17 protein-coding genes are annotated in these 21604 nt (G+C 45.7%); all 17 read left to right on the top strand.

The genetic code is table 11. From position 1 onward, the window contains the following. Positions 1-63: 63 nt before the first annotated feature. The 17 genes from C5O22_RS09585 (at position 64) to C5O22_RS09505 (ending at position 21195) form a co-directional block, all read left to right on the top strand. Complete coding sequence (locus C5O22_RS09585) at positions 64-1467, top strand: hypothetical protein (protein ID WP_132781283.1); 1404 nt, start codon at positions 64-66, stop codon at positions 1465-1467. 10 nt (positions 1468-1477) lie between these two features. Further along, the gene (locus tag C5O22_RS09580; RefSeq protein WP_132781282.1) at positions 1478-3649 is read left to right on the top strand and encodes a FecR family protein; all 2172 of its coding nucleotides are present in this window, start codon (positions 1478-1480) and stop codon (positions 3647-3649) included. A 181-nt stretch (positions 3650-3830) separates the two neighbouring features. After that, complete coding sequence (gene loaP, locus C5O22_RS09575) at positions 3831-4346, top strand: antiterminator LoaP (protein WP_132781280.1); 516 nt, start codon at positions 3831-3833, stop codon at positions 4344-4346. Positions 4347-4381: 35 nt separating this feature from the next. Further along, positions 4382-5848: a polysaccharide biosynthesis protein gene (locus tag C5O22_RS09570; RefSeq protein WP_132781279.1), complete on the top strand. Its 1467-nt coding sequence runs from the start codon at positions 4382-4384 to the stop codon at positions 5846-5848. 3 nt (positions 5849-5851) lie between these two features. Further along, positions 5852-7132: a DegT/DnrJ/EryC1/StrS family aminotransferase gene (locus C5O22_RS09565; RefSeq protein ID WP_132781277.1), complete on the top strand. Its 1281-nt coding sequence runs from the start codon at positions 5852-5854 to the stop codon at positions 7130-7132. Positions 7133-7162: 30 nt separating this feature from the next. Next, complete coding sequence (locus C5O22_RS09560) at positions 7163-9235, top strand: xanthine dehydrogenase family protein molybdopterin-binding subunit (protein WP_132781276.1); 2073 nt, start codon at positions 7163-7165, stop codon at positions 9233-9235. After that, positions 9232-9717, top strand: a complete 486-nt coding sequence (locus C5O22_RS09555) for a (2Fe-2S)-binding protein (RefSeq protein ID WP_132781274.1) — start codon at positions 9232-9234, stop codon at positions 9715-9717. The genes C5O22_RS09560 and C5O22_RS09555 overlap by 4 nt, the downstream gene beginning before the upstream one ends. Then, entirely contained in the window at positions 9701-10549 is an 849-nt protein-coding gene (locus tag C5O22_RS09550; RefSeq protein WP_132781272.1) for an FAD binding domain-containing protein, read from the top strand. Before C5O22_RS09555 ends, C5O22_RS09550 begins: the two co-directional genes overlap by 17 nt. 271 nt (positions 10550-10820) lie before the next feature. Then, complete coding sequence (locus tag C5O22_RS09545) at positions 10821-11417, top strand: winged helix-turn-helix transcriptional regulator (protein ID WP_132781270.1); 597 nt, start codon at positions 10821-10823, stop codon at positions 11415-11417. A gap of 8 nt (positions 11418-11425) precedes the next feature. After that, a complete protein-coding gene (locus tag C5O22_RS09540; RefSeq protein WP_165910484.1) occupies positions 11426-12784 on the top strand; it encodes a 3-dehydroquinate synthase in 1359 nt (452 codons plus the stop codon). 67 nt (positions 12785-12851) lie between these two features. Then, the gene (locus tag C5O22_RS09535; RefSeq protein ID WP_132781267.1) at positions 12852-14339 is read left to right on the top strand and encodes a hypothetical protein; all 1488 of its coding nucleotides are present in this window, start codon (positions 12852-12854) and stop codon (positions 14337-14339) included. Positions 14340-14438: 99 nt separating this feature from the next. Continuing rightward, on the top strand, positions 14439-15779 hold the full coding sequence (locus C5O22_RS09530) for a UDP-glucose dehydrogenase family protein (RefSeq protein ID WP_132781265.1): 1341 nt from the start codon (positions 14439-14441) through the stop codon (positions 15777-15779). Between the two features lie 28 nt (positions 15780-15807). Then, on the top strand, positions 15808-17652 hold the full coding sequence (locus tag C5O22_RS09525) for an ABC transporter ATP-binding protein (protein WP_132781263.1): 1845 nt from the start codon (positions 15808-15810) through the stop codon (positions 17650-17652). Further along, positions 17645-18472 carry a glycosyltransferase family 32 protein gene (locus C5O22_RS09520; RefSeq protein WP_132781261.1) on the top strand — a complete coding sequence of 276 codons (828 nt, stop codon included), beginning with the start codon at positions 17645-17647 and terminating at the stop codon, positions 18470-18472. Before C5O22_RS09525 ends, C5O22_RS09520 begins: the two co-directional genes overlap by 8 nt. Continuing rightward, a complete protein-coding gene (locus C5O22_RS09515) occupies positions 18403-19350 on the top strand; it encodes a hypothetical protein (RefSeq protein ID WP_132781259.1) in 948 nt (315 codons plus the stop codon). The genes C5O22_RS09520 and C5O22_RS09515 overlap by 70 nt, the downstream gene beginning before the upstream one ends. A 3-nt stretch (positions 19351-19353) precedes the next feature. Continuing rightward, positions 19354-20211 (top strand): alpha-1,2-fucosyltransferase, encoded by an 858-nt coding sequence (locus C5O22_RS09510; protein WP_132781257.1) that lies wholly within the window; start codon positions 19354-19356, stop codon positions 20209-20211. Between the two features lie 21 nt (positions 20212-20232). Further along, complete coding sequence (locus C5O22_RS09505; protein WP_132781255.1) at positions 20233-21195, top strand: UDP-glucuronic acid decarboxylase family protein; 963 nt, start codon at positions 20233-20235, stop codon at positions 21193-21195. Positions 21196-21604 lie beyond the last annotated feature (409 nt).

Below are 21604 nucleotides of genomic sequence, written 5' to 3'. Positions count from 1 at the left end.
TAAACTTTTTTCCTTTTTTTTATCCAGCCATGTAGTATAATTTTGAGTAGGGAGGAGAACGTGATGAAACAGACGATACGACACAGCCTGACCCTCTTGGTGTTGGGAGGAATTTTTTCTATTCTTCCCCTGCAGGCGGAGAACGCAAATGCTCCGGCATTCACCTTTCAATTGGGCCTTGGCACAGAAATACTACCCATAGATCCCACTGCCCCTTTAACGGCAGAAAACCAGGCAACCTACAATAAGCTTACCCTAAAACCTGACATTGCCCTGGGAAAATTCGGTATTGGCCTCGATCTCACTATACACTTTAATATTAAGCCTGGTCCCGGTGGAACCGCCGTCGAAATATACGAACCCGACTGGAACTGGCAAAAGGCGGGAAAAAACTTCTTCGAACTGTACCTTCCCAAAATTGCCTATATCAGGTATGCCGAAAAGGGAGAACCTCTTTTTGTAAAACTTGGCTCCTTCGACGATGGGACATTGGGGAACGGTTTCATTATGGGCAATTATTCCAATACCCGCTTCTTACCCGCTACCCGCATTTTTGGGGCCGCCCTCGACATAGATGGCGTACTTTTCAATTTCCCCTATGTGGGAATTGAAACCTTTGTGGGGAACCTGGCCAATTTTGATGTGGTGGGAAGCCGTTTGTATGTCCGTCCCCTGTATCCTTTCGATCTACCCATTCTAAAACAGATGCAAGTAGGGGTTACCGTAGCAGCCGACCGGGATCCTCTGCGCTATGCGGATTCTACTTTTGTGAGCACCTATAACTTAAGCAACGAAACGGTGGTTATCTGGGGGCTCGATACCCGGGTTCCCATTGTGAATACCTCCCTGGTAAGCCTGGCGGCCTTTTCGGATCTGGTCTTCCAACCCCGCAGTCGCTGGGGTTCCATGCTCGGTATGGGAGGTAAACTCTTTGGTTTTATGACCTACGGCGCGCAGTTGAGACTCTTAGGCCCCGATTTTATCCCTACGTATTTTGATAGTTCCTATGACCTTTTCCGCCACATTAAATACGCCTCCCTTACCGGTGATCCCTCTGGCGATATATATACCGGCTGGCTTGCGAGCATGGGGTTCTCCCTTATGGATGAACTGGTTGTGTTCAACGCAAGCCTGGATGGGCCATTTAAGGCGCTTCCCACAACCCTTACGGATACGGCTATCACCGATTTTCCCCATCTACGGATGATTGCCCGGCTCGGGGAAGGGCTTCTGGCAGGATTCTCTTTTGATGCGCTCTACGAAAAGTATTATCTTGGAGCCCCCACACCTAAAGGAACAGGGAACTTTTTCAAGGATCTGGTAGATCCTGAAAATGCGGTCATAAGTGCTAAAATAAACTATAGAACAGGACCGGCGATTCTTTCGCTGGTGTATAATTTGCGCTACGATCCGGGAACGGATTCGTATGTGGTGACGTCGAGCTTGATGACGACGGTCCAGTTCTAGGAGGCGAACGATGAAAAAAGCCTGGATACGGCATATATTCCTTTTTATAGCTATCTTCAGCAGTGTCACGATGGTGTGGGCCCAGGGGGGACCAAAGGCCCTTTTAGTATACGCCGACGATGAATCGGCCCTCACGGTTATTACTAAAGAAGGCACACCCCGCGCTGCCATGATGGGTGACACCATTCAAGTGGGTGAGACGATTAGAACGGGAAAAACTACCGCGGAACTTCAGCTTGATCCCAATGGCAGTATTATTAAGCTTTCCCGGAATACCACCTTTAAGATTGAAGCCCTGGCGAGTGGAGGGGGCCAGGACACCAACCGAATGTCCCTCGCGGCCGGTAAAATCAGAACGGTGGCCGCAAAGGTAACGGGTAAAGAAAGATACGAAATCCGCACCCCCACCGCAGTTTGTGGCGTGCGGGGAACAGACTTTAGCATGGTGGTAGAGGAAGGCAAACGGGATGCGGTCTATGTCCAACGGGGCCTGGTAGAGTTTGCCCGCACAAGCGGTGGAGCTGTTCAATCGGTCCTGGTTGGGGCCGGCCAATTTGTGGATGTCTTTGGTGCTGCCTTTCTTCCCGTTCCCTTTACGATGGACCAATTTACCCAGGAATTCCAGGACCTCGTGAATTTCATCAGGCTTAATCCTGAAACAGTGCCCCAAGCAGAGGCACCGGCAGCCCAAACGAGTGAAGATTCCCCCAAAAATACAGAAGCAGCGGTTCTTCCTCCTTCTGCAGAGACGGCTGCTCCTTCAGAGGGGAAAGAAAAGCCAAGGGCCACCGAATCTAAATTGATGGGATGGCTCGGGGACATGCTGGGCTTTGAGATTGGTTCGGTTGCTATTGATGGGAAAACCTATTCCAAGGCGGTGATACAACCGGTATTCTCCCTTGGCAAATTAAAGATGGCCCTGTACCTGCCGGTTATTTATACCAACGACCTCTTTAATCCTTCTACCTGGTACCATCCTGCAGGAAACAATGAATGGTCCTTCGGAAGTGAATACTGGGCAAGCAACCCCGGCGAAGGAGCCCTGGACGCCCTCCAGGACCTGACCCTTAAGATTCGATACATTGAATATGGGGATCCCCTGGTGGACAATCTTTACTTTAAAGTAGGGAACCTTTCTTCCATGACCCTGGGGCATGGGATCCTCATGCGGAACTTTGCCAATGATGCAGACTTCCCATCGGTACGGCGGGTTGGGCTGAATGCAGGTTATGATGCAGGCCCCTGGGCTCTGGAAGGGGCAATCAACGATATCGGTAGACCGGAGATCTTTGGAACCCGCGTAAAGCTTGCTCAGTATTTCGGCATAACCTTTGTGGCGGATATTAATCCGGCTTCTGCCATGAGCAAGGCAGATCAGGATGCCCTCGGGAATCCGATGCTGTTGGGTGGGGCCCTGGATATTGATGTGCCGATTCTTAAAATGGATTGGCTTGCGCTGCGGGCCTTTGCGGATGTGGCTGCGGTGGCCCCTTACACAAGGACCGAAGTAGCGGGACTTGAAACGGGTTTGCAATACAAAACCATCTATGATCCCGACCGGGGCAGTGGGTTTGACGCTCTCCAGAACTATGGCTTCATGACCGGTTTTATGGGACGGGTCCTCTTTATCGACTGGAGACTGGAATATCGATTCTACCGGGGCGCCTTTAGACCTTCGTTGTTCGATGGAACCTACGAACGAAATCGGGCCCAGTATGCGGTAGATTTCATAAACCTCGCCCAGAATCCGGTGAGCCAGGAGGCAACCATCAACGGGATCTACGGAGAGGCAGGCTTCTCCCTCATAAAGGACAAGATCACCATGACGGTGGGGTATCTTATGCCCTGGTCACCCACCGGAGATGTTTCCTTTGTGGATGCAAGCAAGGAAGACTATATCAAGGCGGTACTGACAATAAAACGAGGACTCATTCCCATCTATGATGTGTATGGTTCTATCAGTTATGAACGGACCGGCTTTGTGTATGCCCTTGCGAAGGGACAAAATCTCTTTGATACCAACACCATCTTTAAAGGAGAGGTGGTGGTCCCCATTGCACCGACGGTGGATCTGGCGTTTATCCTTGCCAACAATGCCCTTCGAAACGAAACCCTTTCGATTACCAATCCTACCTATACTAGTGGTCCAACCCTCACTATCGAAACACGGGTGCACTTTTAATTACTGCAAATAGAATAAAAAGTATGAGGGTGCTCCGGATTTTCCCGGGCACCCTTTGTTGTATGTTCAGTCCAACAAAAAATATCGGAGACCACCGCATAGCAGAAACAAACGGAATCCGTACCCTATTATAAAAACCCTTCCGTTGCCTAGAGGTCATGCTCTGTGCTATGCTCATGGCATGATGTACTACACCATCCAGGTACGAACCAAGGGAGAAGAAAAATTCATCCAGACCTTTACCAGCAGACATCCCGATACTCCCCTGTCTTTTCACTTCCCCCGCCGTCGTCTCACCATTCGACGCATGGGGAAATTATACACCGAACTGGCCCCTATCTTTCCGGGTTATATATTTATCCAAACAGAGACAGCCTTTTCCCCTCTCCTCTATTGGGAACTCCGCAAAACCGAAGGGTTTTATCGTTTTCTCCGATCTAACTCAGAACCTACTCCCCTTTCAGGAAAGGATCTCGAAACGGTCCTTCATTTTATTCGCCTCGGTCCCATCGCAGAAAAATCCATCGTCTATTTTGATGAACAGGATCGGATCGTGATTACCGAAGGTCCCCTCAAAGGACTCGAGGGATCCATCGTAAAGGTCGATAAAAGAAAAGGGAGGGCGAAGGTCAAGCTAGATCTCTACAATGATTCCTTTACTATTGATCTAGCCTTTACGGTGATTACTCGAGCGTAATCGGCACCGCAGTTTGGGGTACCTTCGCAACAAGGATGAACGGAAATCTAACGCGACGACTGTATATTATCGGAGCAGGATTTGCGGGTCAGAACCTGGCCCGGGAAATCCAGTCTAAAGGGATATTTGGGAAAGTAGTTGCCTTTTTAGACGACGACCCAGAAAAGATTGGGAAAACCATCGAAGGAGTTCCTGTCCTCGGCCCCATTAAGGACGTGGCCCAACTCCTGAGGATGAACCCCGCCGACGAGGCCATCATTGCCATTCCCAGTGCCTCCCGAGAATACCTCCGGGAACTGTACGGGATCCTCAAAAAAGCGGGTTTCGAAAAAATCCGTATCCTGCCAGCCATCGCCCAAATCATCGAAGGGGATGCCCACCTTATCCAGACCCGGACCATCGATCCCCAGGACTTATTGGGAAGAACCCCGGTGGTCATCGGTCTTAAAGAAAGCCTCAAGTACCTCCGGGGCAAGCGTGTCCTGGTTACTGGCGCGGGGGGATCCATCGGGAGCGAAATTTGCCGGCAGCTCCTTTCGGGAGGAGCCCAGCGGCTGTATCTGTTTGGGCACGGTGAGAATTCAATCTACCAGATCGATCGGGAGTTGCGTCTTTTGCAAGAAGAAGGGGTGGGAGAAAAGGCCACCATTGTTCCCATCATTGGGGACCTAAAAGATCGGGCCTACATGGACTACATCATAGAGAAAACCCGGACCGACGTCATTTTTCACTGCGCGGCCTATAAACATGTACCTCTCATGGAAGAAAATCCCGTGGCGGCCATCGAAAATAACGTGTTTGGGACTGAAAATTTGCTCCACGCCGCCCTCCGTCATGGGGTAAAACGCTTCGTTCTTATTTCCACCGACAAAGCGGTACATCCCGTATCGGTCTATGGGGCATCAAAATTTCTCTCTGAACAATTGGTGCTCCAGGCGGCCCGTACAGGTTCCCCAGGGAGCTACATGGTGGTTCGTTTTGGCAATGTCCTGGGGTCCCGGGGGTCTATCATGCCCCTCTTTCAGAAACAGATTGAAAAAGGGGGTCCCGTCACGGTAACCCACCCTGAAGCAAAACGGTACTTCATGACCATTCCCGAAGCCTGCTCGTTGGTTTTAAAAGCCGGCGGGGTCGGAGAAAACGGGAAATTGTATCTCCTTGATATGGGAGAGCCCATTCGTATAAAAGACCTGGCGGAACAGATGATTCGTTTCTATGGCTATGAACCAGACCGGGACATTAAAATTGTGTATATCGGGTTACGGGCGGGAGAGCGTCTGGATGAACACCTCTGGAGTGATGAGGAAGTGCCGGTAGATACCGAATACCCCCGCATCAAACGGGTAGAACGGACGCAAACCCCTCCCTTTTCTCTTCCGGAGATCCTCGAGGCCCTGCGGCCCATCTGCTTTTTTGATCCCGCCCAACCTTCGCTCTATCGGGATCGGCAAAAGCTCCGTCAGGTATTGCACGAAGCAATCCCCACGGTTATGATGCCATAGTATATGAATACGAAAAAAGATCTTTCTAACGAGCCGCTCCCCTTTGCTCGCCCCTCCATCGGACCAGAGGAAGAGGCGGCGGTGCTCCGGGTGCTTCGTTCAGGCTGGCTTACCACCGGGAAAGAGACCCTGGCTTTTGAACAAGAATTCGCCTCCTTTTTGCAAAGAAAAGAAAAGGGGGGCTCGGCCCCTGCCTGTTCGCATACCGCCCTGGCGGTTAATTCTGCCACCAGCGGCCTCCATCTGGCCCTCGAAGCCTGTGGAGTCGGACCGGGGGATCTCGTTTTTGTGCCCACCTATACTTTTACCGCCACTGCCGAAGTTGTTCGGTACCTTGGAGCGGAAGTAGTTTTTGTCGATGTAATCCCCGGTACCTACCTTATGGATCCCCGGGCCCTGGAAGAAAGCCTTGAGCGAATCAACAAAGGAAAGGGCCCCTACGAATTGCTGCGGGAAGGACAGGCAGTCACTGAGGGCCCCCGTGGGAGACCCCGGGCAGTGATTCCCGTTCATTTTGGCGGCCTAGGCTGTGATATGGGAAGCATTCGCTCCATCGCCCGGAAGTATAATCTTACGGTCATCGAAGATGCGGCCCATGCGTTCCCTTCGCTCCTCCCTGACGGTTCTTTTCTGGGAACCCTCGGGGATGCAGGGGTCTTTTCCTTTTATGCGACCAAAACCATTACCACCGGCGAAGGAGGCATGGTTGTAACAGGCAAGCCAGAGCTTGCCCAGCGAATATCGATCATGCGCTCCCATGGAATCGATCGATCCGTATGGCATCGCTACACCGATACGAAAGCATCCTGGCAATACGACGTGGTAGCACCGGGTTATAAGTACAATCTTCCTGATATCCTTGCCGCCATTGGTCGGGTCCAATTACAGCGGGCCTGGGAACTCCTTGACCGACGACGGTACATTGCCCATCGATATACAGAAGCTTTCAGAGACCTTCCCTTTGTGATCATCCCCCCCGACGGTCCAGAAAACGCCTGGCACCTGTATCCCCTCCGCCTGGCAGGGACGATAGGCCTCCAAAAACGGGACGAGATGATTCAACGATTACAAGAACAGGGGATTGGTGTATCGGTCCATTTTATCCCCCTTCATACCATGCGATACTATGCGGAAACCTATCATCTTCTTCCTTCCGATTTTCCCTATGCGATGGATAGTTTCAAGCGGACCATTTCTCTTCCTATCTGGCCGGACATGTCGGACCAGGATATCGATCGGGTAATTATCACGGTGAAAAAGGCGGGAGAAGAACTTTTTCGCTAACTCTTTAAGGAGCAAAGGAAGCGGTGTTCTATGAATGAAGGAAGCCCTCCTTATATTGATGAGATTATCCTCCACGGAATGTACCAGGCTATCCTCGTAGGGGCTCCAGTGGCAGCAGGGCAGGTCACCGACATTCGCCTTCCTAAGTTACCACCCAACTATAGCTTTATTGGACCCGATGATATTCCGGGCCACAAAGTACTTTCTATCGGGAACACCGAGGTTCCTTTGTTTGCTGAGGAAGAGATTCTTTATAGCGGACAACCGGTAGGAATTCTCGTAGGCCCTACCTTAAAAAAACTATATGAGCTTCGCCAGGACATACAAGTACAGGTACAGCCCCGAGAGCCCTATTATGGAAGCACTTCTATCTCCTCCGAATATGTTCGAGATAAATTTCGTTCCCTAAAAGGAGAACCAGAAGAGGTATTTAAAAAAGCACCGGTCATTCTTGAAAAATCCTATACGATACAGCCCCTGTATCCCTGGACATCGGAACCCCTCGGAGCCCTTGCAGAATATGAATACGATAAATTACGCATTCGACTCCCAACTCAATGGCCCTTCCTGGTGCGAGATTCAGTTGCCCAGGTGTTAAGGGCCCATAGTCGGGATATTGTGATAGAACCATCAAAACTAGGGAATCATGGGAATCTTAAATTGTGGTACCCCGCCCTGCTTGCCTGTTATGTGGCCCTCGCCACCCGACTATTCAAAAAACCAGTCCGACTCATTCTTGAAAAATGGGAAGAAATTGGGAGGGCCTTTGCGACTCCCCTTGTAAAAACGACGATTCGTTCTGCCCATAGCCGAAATGGGGATATCCTTGCCCTGGAAGTACAGGGAGTAGTCCACGCTGGGGCATATATGCCCTTTTTATCGGAATACCTGGAGATGTTTGGGAAAGGGATTCAGGGGACCTATGCCATAGAACATCAGCGGATTGAGCTGTACGGTATTACTACTAATCGCCCCCCCGCTCACCTCCCAGAAGATGGGGGCTTTGCAGCGGGAGTTTTCTGTATCGAACAACATATGGCCATGGTAGGCCGGCATTTCGACCGTAACCCCGTGGAACTGTACCATACCGGAAGTACGGGAACACACTCCGCAGGCCAGGAACGGAGCCCCCTTTTTTCTCATATCGATACGGTATGCACTATGAGCGATTTTCATCGCAAATGGGTTTCCTTTGAACTTCTTGCCCGGGGTCGGAAACACCGTTCTACCCAGGAAGGGTTCTTTTCCCAGGAAGAACGGCCTCTGCGAGGGATTGGAGTAAGCTATTCTTATCAACCCGCAGGAGAGTTTTTTGAGTTTTTTTCAATTCCCTCTATTTCGGTGGTAGTCACCCTGCAGAAAGATGGACAGCTTATCATAACAACCAGTGCCCAATCGGCATTCATGAATTGGCAGCTCTTATGGGCCCAACTGGCGGGAGAAATTCTTACCATCCCCCTTTCCAAAATTGTTTTTACTCCCCTTAGAACCGACATGGTCCCCGACTCAGGTCCTACCGTAAGTTCCAGCATGGTGATTATAACCCGTTTACTCATACAGGCCTTTGAAAACATCCGGAAAAAACGGTTCCGGAATCCCCTCCCTATCCGGGAAGAAAAGACCCTTCGTTGCACTCCCCGAAGCAAGACATCCCTTCTTTCTAAGTTTCAAAGCACCGCTTCCTGTGTAGTAGAAGTGGAAGTTAATCCTGTCACCTTTTTCCCTTTAATAAAAGGGGTATGGTTTTCTATCGATGGGGGAACCATTCTTTCAGAAATCATGGCAAAACGTTCCATCGAACAGGCGACCAGAAAGGTTATAAGCTACCTCATGCAAGACCCTATTCTTTTTTCCCCAGAGGGAACAGTTTCTTCCCCTGGAACCTATTATCGACCACCAGAACTTTCCGATTTTCCCATTACGATTGATTTTTCCTGGGGTGGGGCCACCCATAGTAAAGGCATAGGGGACCTTCCCCGCATTCTTGTGCCTGCCGCATACGGGAAAGCCATTTCTCAAGCGGTGTACGGTGCTATAACCGATATTCCCATTAGCCCCTTCGATATCGTACAAACGTATAAAGAAAGAAAGGATGTCCTATGACCATCTCTTTTATTCTGAATGGAGAAGATGTGGTTATTCAAGCATCGATGGACGAACGATTACTCCATATTCTTCATGAAACTTTTCATCTGAAGGGAACCCATGGTTCCTGTAATAGCGGGCACTGTGGTCTTTGCGGCGTTTTTTTAAATAATCGCTTAGTCCCATCCTGCATGATTCCTGTATTCAAATTGCAGGGAAGCGAAGTGGTTACCATAGAGGGTTTTTCCCAGACACTAGAGTATCAGGATATCATTCAGGGGATTGACCAGACGGGGATACATTTCTGTGGGTACTGTACCAATGCCACCATCTTAAGTATTGAGGATTTTCTGCTCCGTTCTCCAAGACCAACCCCAGAAGAAATGAACGCCTTTTGTTCGTTTATGCCCTGTAATTGTGTTTCTCCCAAAGAACGCCTTGAAGTGCTTCAGCGGGTTGTAGATATCAGACGACGGAGGATGTATGGACGTTCCTCATAGGCAATATTTTTCGCCCCGAAGTTTCCATGAACTTTTTTTGTTATGGGATCAATATCCTGAGGCGACCCTTTTTGCGGGAGGAACCGAGATTCTGCAGGGGCAAACCAATTTTCGATTTGAAATTCCTTCAATTATTTTGCATCTAGGGGCCCTGGAGGAACTCAAAAAAATATCCCGTACCGAACGATATCTGGAAATAGGAGCGATGGTACCTCTGGCAGAGATTCTTTCCTTAGGAAAGTTACTTCCTCCCTTTTTCATTGCCACCGTGGAAGGTATGGCGACTCCCCTTATTCAGAACCTGGCAACCATAGGAGGGGCCCTCTGTGCTCGTAAAAGGGCCTCCGATATTCATGGACCGCTCATCGCCATGGATGCCATGTATGAATTGCGAGATGCCAATGGGGGTCAATGGATTTCGGCCAGTCGCTTTCAGTATTTACGGGAACAACGGATCATCGAAGGGAAAAAGGTTCTGAGCCGGGTTCGTATTCCCCTAGAAACTTGGAACCAATTTTATTATATCCGCTTTGGTTCCTATCCCAGTCCTCTTCCCTATACTTCTTATGGGTGTATCCTTATGGTGGCGCGGGTAGAAAAGGAAGTGCTCAGCGATTTTCGTTTTATTCTGACCGGCAAGCAGGTGCTCCGAAACAAAGAAATGGAACTTAAGCTTCTGGGCAGTCAACTTCCCCTTGAACAATCAATCATAGAACAAAGTCTAAAAAGCTGGAAAGAGGGCTATCAAAAACTCTGGAATCAGGAACCATATATATGGGAAGTAAGTTCCCGGGCTCTTGAAGAAGCACTGGTGCATCATTTAACCATTTAAAGAAAACTTTTACATTAAGAAAAAGCCCCTACTATTGATTTTCCCAGGGTGCCGTGCTATACTGTTCAAAGAGTGAACAATTTTCACAGAGTGTGTTGCGGCCACCTGTGGAATTTTTTAATGTGGTTTCGGCCCAAGGGTCCCATTAAAAGAAGGGGGCTACAAAATTTCTATTTCTAAAAAGAAACCACGGATTTTTTAAGAAGGTAAAAACCCGTTCTATTCAGGAAGGGCTTCCCTACTTTCTTCATTTTTTTCCCCTTTATATTTCATGCCAACGGAACACTTTGACGAAGAATTAGTCATTCTGGAAAACATCTATGACTCTGCCCGAAAAGAGCAAGAAATCCGCCAGCGGGATTTGGCCCATGTGGCGGGGGTTTCGCTTGGCATGGCCAATGCGATCCTCAAACGCATGGCCCAGAAAGGCTGGATTACCATCCGTCGTGTAAATAGTCGTAACATCCATTATGCAATTACGCCGGAGGGCCTCCATGAAATTGCCCGCCGGAGCTACCGCTATGTAAAGCGGACCATCAAAAACGTGGTGATCTACCGGGATCTTCTGGATAGAATCATTCTTTCTGCAAAACTCCAGGGATATTCGGGGGTGATCCTGGTAGGAATTAGTGACTTTGAATTCATCATCGAACACGTATGTTTACGCCACGAGTTTCCTTTTTTCAAAGCCATCGAAGTAAGCCAGATTGAACAACTGGTTACTAAAGGTCTGTTTGTTATATACTCGGAAAACATTGCCCCTTCACACCTTTCCTCTAATCCAGAACAAACCGACGCTTCAGCTATCGTATACCTTTCGGCATTGCTTGAGGAGCCCCTACCGGCACCTAGTGAAATAGAACGGTAATGTGTGATATGTCTTTTCATCTGGCGGTGTCTCAAAAAATACCTTCTTCTCGTACCTACCAGTTTGGAAGCAAAAAGACCACCCTTGTCCTAACCCAGGAACTCCCTTCACTTGAGGAATTATGTGGAAATCACAGCGCTTCGAGTACTCTTATTATATGCGATGAAAATACGAAACGGTACGGTGAATTGCTAGTAAGGGAAAACAGATCGCCATCCAATTCGGGAACCCCCTTTTCTACCTTTAGCGAAGAACTCGAAAAATCCTCCGCCGACAATACTGAAAACAGCTTACCCCCCATTTCTCGGGGAACACCGGCCCTCTGCGTTCTTCCGGCGGGAGAGGCCCACAAAGGCTGGCCCACGGTAGAAAGGATCCTTGCATCCGCTTCACAGGCAGGCATGAAACGGGATGGGCTTTTCATTGGCATCGGAGGAGGAGTAATCACCGACCTGGTCGCCTTCGCTGCTTCCATCTACATGCGAGGAGTAGAGGTACGGCTTGTTTCAACTACCCTGCTCGGTATGGTGGATGCTGCCCTGGGTGGGAAAACCGGCTTTGATGCCTTTGGAATAAAGAATCTTATCGGAAGCTTTTATCCTGCTTCAGTAGTATGGGCTCCTCTTATCACCCTTGAAACCCTTCCCCTCAGGGAATGGAAAAGTGGGTTTGCGGAAATCATAAAAACCGGCATCATCGGAGATCCTGGAATCCTTTCCCTCATTGAAGAAACAGTTCCTTTATGGAACAGTCTTTTTAATCCTGTTTCGTCGCAGGAAAACCTTGGAAGGGGCTCCGGAGACACCTTCAGTCCGCCCCCCCTATCTACTAACCTGGATCCCTCAGAAGGGAATACCGATTCCCATGGGACTGTTTCTTTGAACGCATTGCCACCACCCAGAAGCAAAGCCCCTGAATTGTATGAGCTTATTGGAGAACTGATCCTTCGTTCCATCGAAGTAAAAGCCAAAATCGTAAGCGAAGATCCCGAAGAGCGGGGAGGTAAGCGGGCCCTGCTTAATCTGGGACATACCTTCGGCCATGCTTTGGAGGCAATCCTTGGACTGGGAGCCATAAGCCATGGCGAAGCCGTTGCGTGGGGCATTGCCCAGGCATGCCGGCTCGGGGTCGTAACGGGGCACACCCCCCAAGAGAAAGGCCGATGGATTATTAATCTTTTAGACCAGTTAGGATACGAAACGGCGCCCCTCTATAATGGAACTATCTCGTGGGAACATCTTGTCCGCCCCATGGGACTCGATAAAAAGAATCAGGAGCGGGGGCTCCGTTTTATTGTTCCCACCGAAGAGACCTGTACGATCCTCCCGCTTTCGTTTGAAGCGTTCGTACAGCTATTCCCTAAATAAAGGACCTGGTATGAAAAAAAGGAAAACCCCTCGTGCGGTATCTCTCTGCCTTATTCTTTTCACTCTAATGCCTGGTGCCCCCCATCTTTTCGCGCAGGTTCAGCAAAGCAGAGATGAAACCGTTTACTATATTCGGCATATCACTTTTTACCGGGAAGGGATTTCCCAGCCCTACGCCCTTCGGAATGCGGCGGAACTTACCGAAGGGGAAGCCCTGATTGGCAAAGAAGTCCTGGAACAATATGTACAGGAAAAAAAGCAGCTCCTTTTGAATCAGCGGGCCCTTGCTTCAGTCCGGGTAGAATATATCCTGGCAGAACCCGATGGGGATGGACGGATTCCTGTGGATTTGACTATTTACACGAAGGATACCTGGAACATCATTGCCCTCCCCTACTTTAAATACGATTCCAATACGGGGCTTGAACTCAGTGCAAAGGCCCGGGACTACAATTTTTTAGGAACCCTCCAGCCTCTTAAGATAGATCTGGGCTATACCATCGATCGGGAACCCCTTAATGAACTGGACTTTAAACAGGGAACCCTCTTTATTGAGTTAGACTCTAATTTCCCTTTTAGGGCCTTCGACCTTAACTGGGACCTCGATTCGGATCATACCTTTGGATACACCTATCAATATGGATTTGAATACAAAACAACCACGGGACTCGGCATCTCCTTCCCCGTAGGTTTTACGACCCTTACGGTAAAGGCCTATCAGGGGTTTTATGTTAACGAAGAAAATAGTTCTGAATACAAGGCTACCGAAGGGGAACGGTTTGCCGACTACTGGTATCTTTCTAACTGGTTCCAGACGGATTGGGAAATTCCTACAGGACTTAAAGTAAATGGCCTCGGGAAACTTACCTATACCCCTTCGGCGCGGTTTCAATATAACTACCGGCCGTGGGGAGACATTGGTCAGCAACGAATAGGACCCACCGGTACTCTTTCACATACCCTCTCGTTTGGACGTACCGACTGGGTGGGGAATTTCCGTCGCGGCCTCGAGGTTTCCTTTGCCAATACTAACACCCATAATTTTTATAAGGAAACCTGGAGCAGGAATATAACGGCCACAATTATGGGTCATTATCCAGTGTTTTCGTGGCTGGGTCTTTCAAGTCGCCTGTATGGGGTATATTATTTTGACGATCCCAATACCAGTGGGGCTGAGCCAATCCGGGGCATCCTTTCCAGTAGCGTTACCGCTCAGTATGGGCTATACCTTAATACGAACTTTTCCTTCCGAGTTATTCGCTTTGTTCCTTCCGAGTGGTTTGGGAAAAAATGGATGGCCCTGTTTGATTTTGAACAACAGTGGTCTCCCTTCTTCGATGTGGCCCTGGTAAAAGACCCCGTCCATGGACGGGAATTTTCGCTTCAGGGGGCCATCACCACCGCGGGACTTGAGGTGGTAACCTTTCCCTACTTTATGCGAAGCTTTTATGTCCGAATTAGCGTGGGTTTCGATATTCAAGAGGCCCTGAGAATCAAAGGGATTCCTTCAGGAAATTACCGAAGTGTATTCATTGGTATTGGACACCACTATTAATAAAAAATGTGGAACGCAGAAAATTCTGTTGCTATGTAAAACAAACACATGATGAGAAAAATTATCTTATGCTACAAGCAATGACGAGGAGTTAGTTCCATGGCAAAAATTGCGGTTATTGGTACTGGTTATGTGGGCCTTGTTTCAGGGGCCTGTCTTGCGGATTTTGGGAATTTTGTTACCTGTGTAGATAATAACAGTGAAAAAATAGAGGCCCTGAAAAAGGGTATTATCCCTATCTATGAGCCTGGGTTGGACGATGTGGTTGCCCGTACCGTGGCCGCAGGGCGCCTCAGCTTTACCACCAATCTGGCCGCTGCAGTGCAGGCAAACGAAGTGGCCTTTATTGCGGTAGGGACCCCACCGGCAGACGATGGCAGCGCCGATCTAAGGTACGTAGAGCAGGTAGCTCGAGAAATAGGGCGGGCCATTAACAAATATACGGTGGTGGTAGATAAGAGTACCGTTCCCGTAGGAACTGCCCGTAAGGTGATGGGCTGGATCCGGGAAGAACTAGAAAAACGAGGCCCCGAGGCTGCCCGTATTGAATTTGATGTGGTCTCCAATCCGGAATTTCTTCGAGAAGGCTCAGCGGTACAGGATTTTACCCATCCTGACCGGGTAGTCATTGGAGCAGAGAGCGATCGGGCCCGGGAACTCATGAAAGATGTGTACCGCGCCCTATACCTGAACGAAACGCCTTATATCGAGACAAACCTAGAAACCGCCGAGATGATTAAATATGCGAGTAATGCCTTTCTCGCGGTAAAAATCACCTTTATTAATGAAGTGGCCAATCTCTGCGAAAAGGTGGGTGCCAATGTACAGGATGTCGCTCGGGCCATGGGCCGGGATGGACGTATTGGGGCAAAGTTTTTACATCCCGGCCCTGGCTATGGAGGCTCCTGCTTCCCGAAGGATACCCAGGCCATGGCCCGGATCGGTCGGGATTATGGGGAGCCCTTAACTCTTGTGGAAACCACCATTGCCGCCAACGAACGACAAAAACAGCGGATGGTAAAAAAAATCGAAGATGGCCTCGGTGGCCCCGGCTCTCTTAAGGGAAAGACGATTGCAATTTTGGGGCTGGCCTTTAAACCCAATACGGACGATATGAGGGAATCCCCGGCCATCACCATTTGTGAAGGCCTTGTTACCCGGGGGGCCCAACTTCGGGCTTTTGATCCCGCCGCCATGAAAGAGGCAAGCTGGCGACTTTCAGCTATTAAGGATTCCCTTTACTATGCCCACGATGAATATGAAGCAATCGAAGGGGCGGACGCCCTGGTGATCCTTACCGAATGGAACCAATTCCGAAATCTGGACCTGGAACGGGTGCGTCGTCTGCTCCGGGCCCCCTACTTTTTTGATCTGCGCAATATTTACAAACGGCATGAAGTGGAGGCCGCAGGATTTACCTACTTTGCGGTAGGAAAATGAAAAAAAATAGGGAAAGAAATAAGAAAACATGATCGTGTCGAAACTACGAAAAATAATTGATCCTATCCGTACCACCCTCAGTTTTTTTGAAAAAGAGGATAAGATAAAATTATCCATTATTTTTATCCTCATGTTTTTCTCGGCCCTTATCGAGATGGTAGGGATTGGCTCGATTCTACCATTTATCACTATTCTCTCTAATCCTGAAAGCATCCATACCAATGAATTACTCCGATTTTTGTATCAGTTCCTGCATTTTTCCTCCGTATCTTCGTTTATTGTCTTTTTAGGACTTGTCTTTGTTTTTTTTATTCTCCTCAGTAATGTAAGTAAGGCCCTGATTACCTATGTGGCAAAGAAGTTTACCCTTCTTCGAATACATAAATTAAGCGTTAAGCTTCTTACCAAATACCTATATGCCCCTTACGAGTTCTTTGTTACCCATAATTCATCCGAACTGCTTCGGAATATTCAAAAAGAAGTAAACAATATTGTAGGGAATGTTCTAAACCCCTTTATGGATATCGTTTCCCGTGGGCTCATCTCTCTTCTTTTGATTATTCTTCTAGTAATGGTAAATCCTCTCATAGCTCTGGTAACAGCGGTGATTATCATTAGTTCCTACAGCATCCTCTACACCTTGATACGGAAGACCATCGAACGGCTCGGAAGAGAACGTCTCGTGGTAGAAGGAAAAAGCACCAAGGCCCTTCTTGAAGCCTTTGGGGGCATAAAGGATATTCAGATCCTTGGGCGAGAATACCACTTTATAGAAGATTTCTCAGTTCCCACAAAACAATATGCATTAAGCTATGCAATTAATGAATTATTAAGTGATTTACCTAAATATATTCTTGAGACTCTTATCTTTGGTCTCATGGTGCTCTTTGCCACCTTTTATTTTCTACTGGTTAAAGATTTTTCCACCATTTTGCAAACCTTTACCCTTTTTGCCCTCGCGGGTTACCGGCTCATGCCAAGCATTCAGAGTGTATTCCGCAGTATCGCAAGTCTTAACTATTTTACTTCCAGTGTAGACACGTTAAAAGAACATTTTCGGATGCCCATATATTTACCTGCATCAGAAAAGGAAGAAACAAAGCTCAGACTTCGCGAGGGGATCCGTCTTAATAACATATCGTTCCGCTATGCCACCGCAAACGAAGCACTTTTTCAGAATATCAATCTACGGATCCCCGCACACGCAACCATAGGCATCGCCGGCAGAACCGGTTCAGGAAAAAGCACCCTGGTAGACATTATTATCGGTTTACTCCGGCCCCAGGAAGGAACCATTTTAATAGATGACACGCCCCTGAGCGAAAACAATATGAGAAACTGGCGGCGGAATATTGGCTATGTTCCCCAGTTTATATTCTTAAGCGACGACACGGTTCGCCATAATATTGCATTTGGGTTCTCCGATACCGAGATTGACAATGGGGCAGTAGAAAGGGCCGCCAAGATGGCCCATATCCATGACTTTATTATTAACGAACTTCCCCAGGGATACGATACGATTATCGGGGAACGGGGAGTCCGTTTGAGTGGGGGCCAGCGGCAACGTCTTGGGATTGCCCGGGCATTATACCATGAACCGGAGATACTTATTTTTGATGAGGCCACCAGTGCCCTCGACACTATCACGGAGAGAACAATTCTTGAAGCCATCGAAGAACTGCAACGCAGTAAAACAATCATTATTATTGCTCATCGACTAACCACCATTGAAAAATGTGACCGGATTTATCTTTTAGAACAGGGAAGAATTATAGCAGAAGGGAATTATACTGAGCTACTAACCAATCGGGCTTTTAAAAAATATATAGAAAGCACCCAGCATGCGGAAATAAAACAAAAAAAACATGAATAAATTTTTAGACCTTTGCCTTTTTGAAACAGAAGAACAAAAAAAACTTGAAAACCTACCTGTTTGGGAACTGGCAGAGCGCCGTTTTAATGATTTTTTAAACCAGTCGCTTCCTATTACCCAACGGATCCCCCGAATTATTCATCAGATATGGCTGGGCTCTCCAGTACCAGAAGCATATAAAACTTTTATGCAGAGCTGGAAGCTCTATCATCCCGATTGGGAATATATTCTCTGGGATGAAGAAAAAATAAAAAAATTAGGATTAAAGAATAAAATAGCCTATAATCTTTCGCCCAGTTATGGCATCAAAAGTGACATTGCCCGCTATGAAATTCTCTATCGTTTTGGCGGTATTTATGTAGACACCGATTTTGAATGTCTTAAGAATTTTGAACCAATCATAGAGGGGTGCGGATTTTTTGCTGGGCATAGTAACGGATCAACAATAAATATTATTAATGCTCTTATTGGTACCTACCCCCAAAACTTCTTTTTTGAAGAACTATTAGAGGCTACAAAACGGCCTCTCTTTTCCACCGATGGAATGAAGGTTATTAACCATTCTGGGCCAGGACTTTTTACAGAGCTCTTTATAAAAAACATGGCCATTAATTTAAGTGCCGTTATCTTCCCTTCTCTCTATTTTTATCCATATCCAAATTATGAATTATCGAAAAACCTAGATATAAAAACAATTAAAAAAACATATATTGGTCATGAAAGTTATGCTATCCATTATTGGGAGGCTAGTTGGATAAAAAACCGTTGGCAAAAGAAAATAAAAAGCATAGTGAAAAAAATGTTGGGAATAAAATCATGAGAAATATAATTAAAAAAATTATAAAAAAGATTATTTTCAGCCTTAAATTAAGACCACCGAGTTATCCTTATATATCTGGAGATACTTTAAGGCTCATTACAAAAAAAAGATATGAAAAACATAAAAAAATATCTATTGAAAAAATAAAAAAAGGAGATATTATTTTCGTTGAGTCCCCTTTGTTAGGGGAATTTTACGAAAAAATAGTTAAAAATTTAAAAAATCCAATTATATTAATAGTTACTAATGGAGATGAAAATTTCAATGAATCATCCTCATACATATTTGATCATCCAATGATATATTATGCGTTTGTACAGAACATATTATTTAAGCATAACAAAATTCAGGCTATCCCTATTGGTTTAGAAAATCTAAAATATTTAGAGAATGGAATTATTTTTGAATTTTTTAAATACAAAACAATTAGAAAAAAAAAGTGTAAAATATTAGTTAATTTTAGCATTAGCACTAACCCATTAGAACGAGAAAAAGCATTTAATATCTTTGAGAAATTAGATTATTCTTTGTGTTTTTCAAATAAAAAACCGGTACCTGTTTATAGAAAAATAGTGTCTAACTATCAATATGTTTTATCTCCTCCCGGTAATGGTTTTGATTGTCATAGAACATGGGAGGCAATAATCCTAAATTCTATCCCAATAGTAAAGGAAAATGTTTTTTTTACTTATTTTCCCGATCTTCCTGTATTAGCATTAAGAAGATGGGAAGATATTTATGCTTTTACTAAAAATGATTTAGAGGCCTACTATAAAGATAATTACCATAAAATAATAAATTGTCCTTATCTTTATTACAAATACTGGAAAATACAGATACTAAGAAAAAAAGAAAAACTAAGATTAGAACAGAGATAAATTATGCATATACTATTTAATGGAACCGGTCGATTGGGTAATCAATTATTCCAACTGAATGGAGTAGATTCGGCAACCAAAGAAATAAAAAAAAGAAAATTTATTCTTCTAAATATGCCATCAATTAATGAATGCCTAGATACTACTCTAGTTCTGAATATAATTAATAATAAGATTATCGTAAAGCTATTCGACAAATATTTATGCTATGTGTTAAACTTTTTAAGAAAAATTAGAATTATAGGGTCTATATATTGTTCTTTCGATCACTACAACGGTTATAAACTAGAGAATCATTATTTCTTAAAAAAAGGAATATTTCCTTTCATATGGATACCAACATTTTATTTTCAAAAAGCAGAGTTAGCAAAAAATGTATCTTTCTCCATCAAAGAAACCCATATACATAAAGCACATATGTTTCTTGATTCGCTTCCTAAAAAGAAAAACTTTGTATTTGTTCACATACGTAAAACCGATTATATAACATTTGACGTTCTGGGGAAAACAGGGGCAGATCTTCCTCTCTCCTATTATCACAGGGCCACCAAGATTTTTACCGAGACGATCAACAATCCTTTTTTTATTTTTCTCACTGATGATTCAGAATATGTATTACACAATTTTCCAAATCTTTCTGAAAAAGCAATTTCAAATTTAGATCAATATGGGGATCTTGCCCTTATGAGTCTTTGTGAGTATGGGGTGCTTTCTAATAGCAGTTTTTCCTGGTGGGGAGCGTTTTTCATGAAAAACAGGAAAAAGGTTATCGCTCCCCGCTATTGGCTCGGTTTTAAATCGCAGATTGAATATCCATCTGGAATCATAGCTCCATGGATGGATGTCATAGACGTAGAATAACAATATAATGTGAGGCTGTGTATGTCTTATACTAATCCCTATCGTAAAAGAATCCTGGTTACCGGTGGCGCTGGTTTTATTGGAAGCCATCTATGCGAACGATTACTACAGGAAGGCAATGAAGTTATTTGTGTTGATAATTTTTACACCGGCTCAAAACGGAACATTGCCCATTTATTAACCAATCCGTATTTTGAAGTAATCCGCCATGATGTAACCTTTCCATTATATGTAGAGGTAGATGAAATTTATAATCTAGCCTGTCCTGCATCTCCTGTACATTATCAATTTGATCCAGTACAAACCACAAAGACTTCGGTACATGGGGCGATAAACATGCTCGGCCTTGCAAAACGCCTCAAGGTAAAAATACTCCAGGCGAGTACCTCAGAAGTGTATGGAGATCCATCGGTACACCCCCAGGTAGAAGAATACTGGGGTAATGTCAATCCCATCGGTATTCGGGCGTGTTATGACGAGGGCAAACGCTGTGCAGAAACTCTATTTTTTGACTACCATCGTCAGCATAAGCTACAAATAAAAGTGGCCCGTATTTTTAACACCTACGGTCCAAATATGCATCCTAATGACGGTCGAGTCGTTAGTAATTTTATTGTTCAAGCCTTAAAAGGAGAGGATATTACTGTCTACGGCGATGGGAGTCAGACCAGGAGTTTTTGCTACGTTTCCGACCTTGTGTCTGGGCTTATTAAACTAATGAATACCGATCCCAGCATAACAGGACCCATAAATCTGGGAAATCCTGGAGAATTTACTATTCTTGAATTGGCCGAAAAGGTTATCAAGTTAACCGGCTCAAAATCAAAAATTATATTTAAACCACTGCCTCAGGACGATCCCAAACAACGCAGACCTGACATTAGTAAAGCAAAAGAAATATTACATTGGCAGCCTGCTATTCCGCTGGAAGAAGGACTTAAATATACTATCGATTACTTTAAAAAATTGTTTGGTGAGCAATAAATGTATATCATAAAAAGAATAATCAAAATTCTTTTCGGTAAGAATTTCCTAGAAAAGTTACACATAATAAAACTTTCTATAATTCAAATCTATAAGCGGTTTATCTTTTTTATTAAAAGGAAATATAGGAAGTTTTTTCATTATCCATCATCTAGCACCAGGGCTATCTCCATTGGGATGCTTGCTATTCGTAAGAAAGTATATGTAGATCTTGCCATTCAAAGTATCAATTCTTTACATTATCAAGATCCTAAGACCGAGGTATTACTTCATCTTGATACTTTTTGTTACTCCTACTTTCTAAAGAAACAAAAAAAATTAGATTATCCTAAGTGCGTTCACGCTATTTGTCAACAAATTTGTCACCTATTTATGCACCCTTTTTATGAATTATTTTCTTGGTCTCATT

Source organism: Treponema sp. J25, assembly GCF_004343725.1.
In the GTDB taxonomy this organism is placed as follows: Bacteria; Spirochaetota; Spirochaetia; order Treponematales; family Breznakiellaceae; genus J25.
This window is presented reverse-complemented; position numbering and strand designations above follow the sequence as displayed.

What these genes read in the sequence shown, in the direction of transcription:
- C5O22_RS09565 (WP_132781277.1), top strand. Translation starts at nt 5,852, where the DNA reads ATGAATACGAAAAAAGATCTTTCTAACGAGCCGCTCCCCTTTGCTCGC.
- C5O22_RS09520 (WP_132781261.1), top strand. Translation starts at nt 17,645, where the DNA reads ATGAATAAATTTTTAGACCTTTGCCTTTTTGAAACAGAAGAACAAAAA.
- C5O22_RS09585 (WP_132781283.1), top strand. Translation starts at nt 64, where the DNA reads ATGAAACAGACGATACGACACAGCCTGACCCTCTTGGTGTTGGGAGGA.
- C5O22_RS09560 (WP_132781276.1), top strand. Translation starts at nt 7,163, where the DNA reads ATGAATGAAGGAAGCCCTCCTTATATTGATGAGATTATCCTCCACGGA.
- C5O22_RS09525 (WP_132781263.1), top strand. Translation starts at nt 15,808, where the DNA reads ATGATCGTGTCGAAACTACGAAAAATAATTGATCCTATCCGTACCACC.
- C5O22_RS09505 (WP_132781255.1), top strand. Translation starts at nt 20,233, where the DNA reads ATGTCTTATACTAATCCCTATCGTAAAAGAATCCTGGTTACCGGTGGC.
- C5O22_RS09510 (WP_132781257.1), top strand. Translation starts at nt 19,354, where the DNA reads ATGCATATACTATTTAATGGAACCGGTCGATTGGGTAATCAATTATTC.
- loaP (WP_132781280.1), top strand. Translation starts at nt 3,831, where the DNA reads ATGATGTACTACACCATCCAGGTACGAACCAAGGGAGAAGAAAAATTC.
- C5O22_RS09580 (WP_132781282.1), top strand. Translation starts at nt 1,478, where the DNA reads ATGAAAAAAGCCTGGATACGGCATATATTCCTTTTTATAGCTATCTTC.
- C5O22_RS09570 (WP_132781279.1), top strand. Translation starts at nt 4,382, where the DNA reads ATGAACGGAAATCTAACGCGACGACTGTATATTATCGGAGCAGGATTT.
- C5O22_RS09550 (WP_132781272.1), top strand. Translation starts at nt 9,701, where the DNA reads ATGGACGTTCCTCATAGGCAATATTTTTCGCCCCGAAGTTTCCATGAA.
- C5O22_RS09535 (WP_132781267.1), top strand. Translation starts at nt 12,852, where the DNA reads ATGCCTGGTGCCCCCCATCTTTTCGCGCAGGTTCAGCAAAGCAGAGAT.
- C5O22_RS09530 (WP_132781265.1), top strand. Translation starts at nt 14,439, where the DNA reads ATGGCAAAAATTGCGGTTATTGGTACTGGTTATGTGGGCCTTGTTTCA.
- C5O22_RS09545 (WP_132781270.1), top strand. Translation starts at nt 10,821, where the DNA reads ATGCCAACGGAACACTTTGACGAAGAATTAGTCATTCTGGAAAACATC.
- C5O22_RS09540 (WP_165910484.1), top strand. Translation starts at nt 11,426, where the DNA reads ATGTCTTTTCATCTGGCGGTGTCTCAAAAAATACCTTCTTCTCGTACC.
- C5O22_RS09555 (WP_132781274.1), top strand. Translation starts at nt 9,232, where the DNA reads ATGACCATCTCTTTTATTCTGAATGGAGAAGATGTGGTTATTCAAGCA.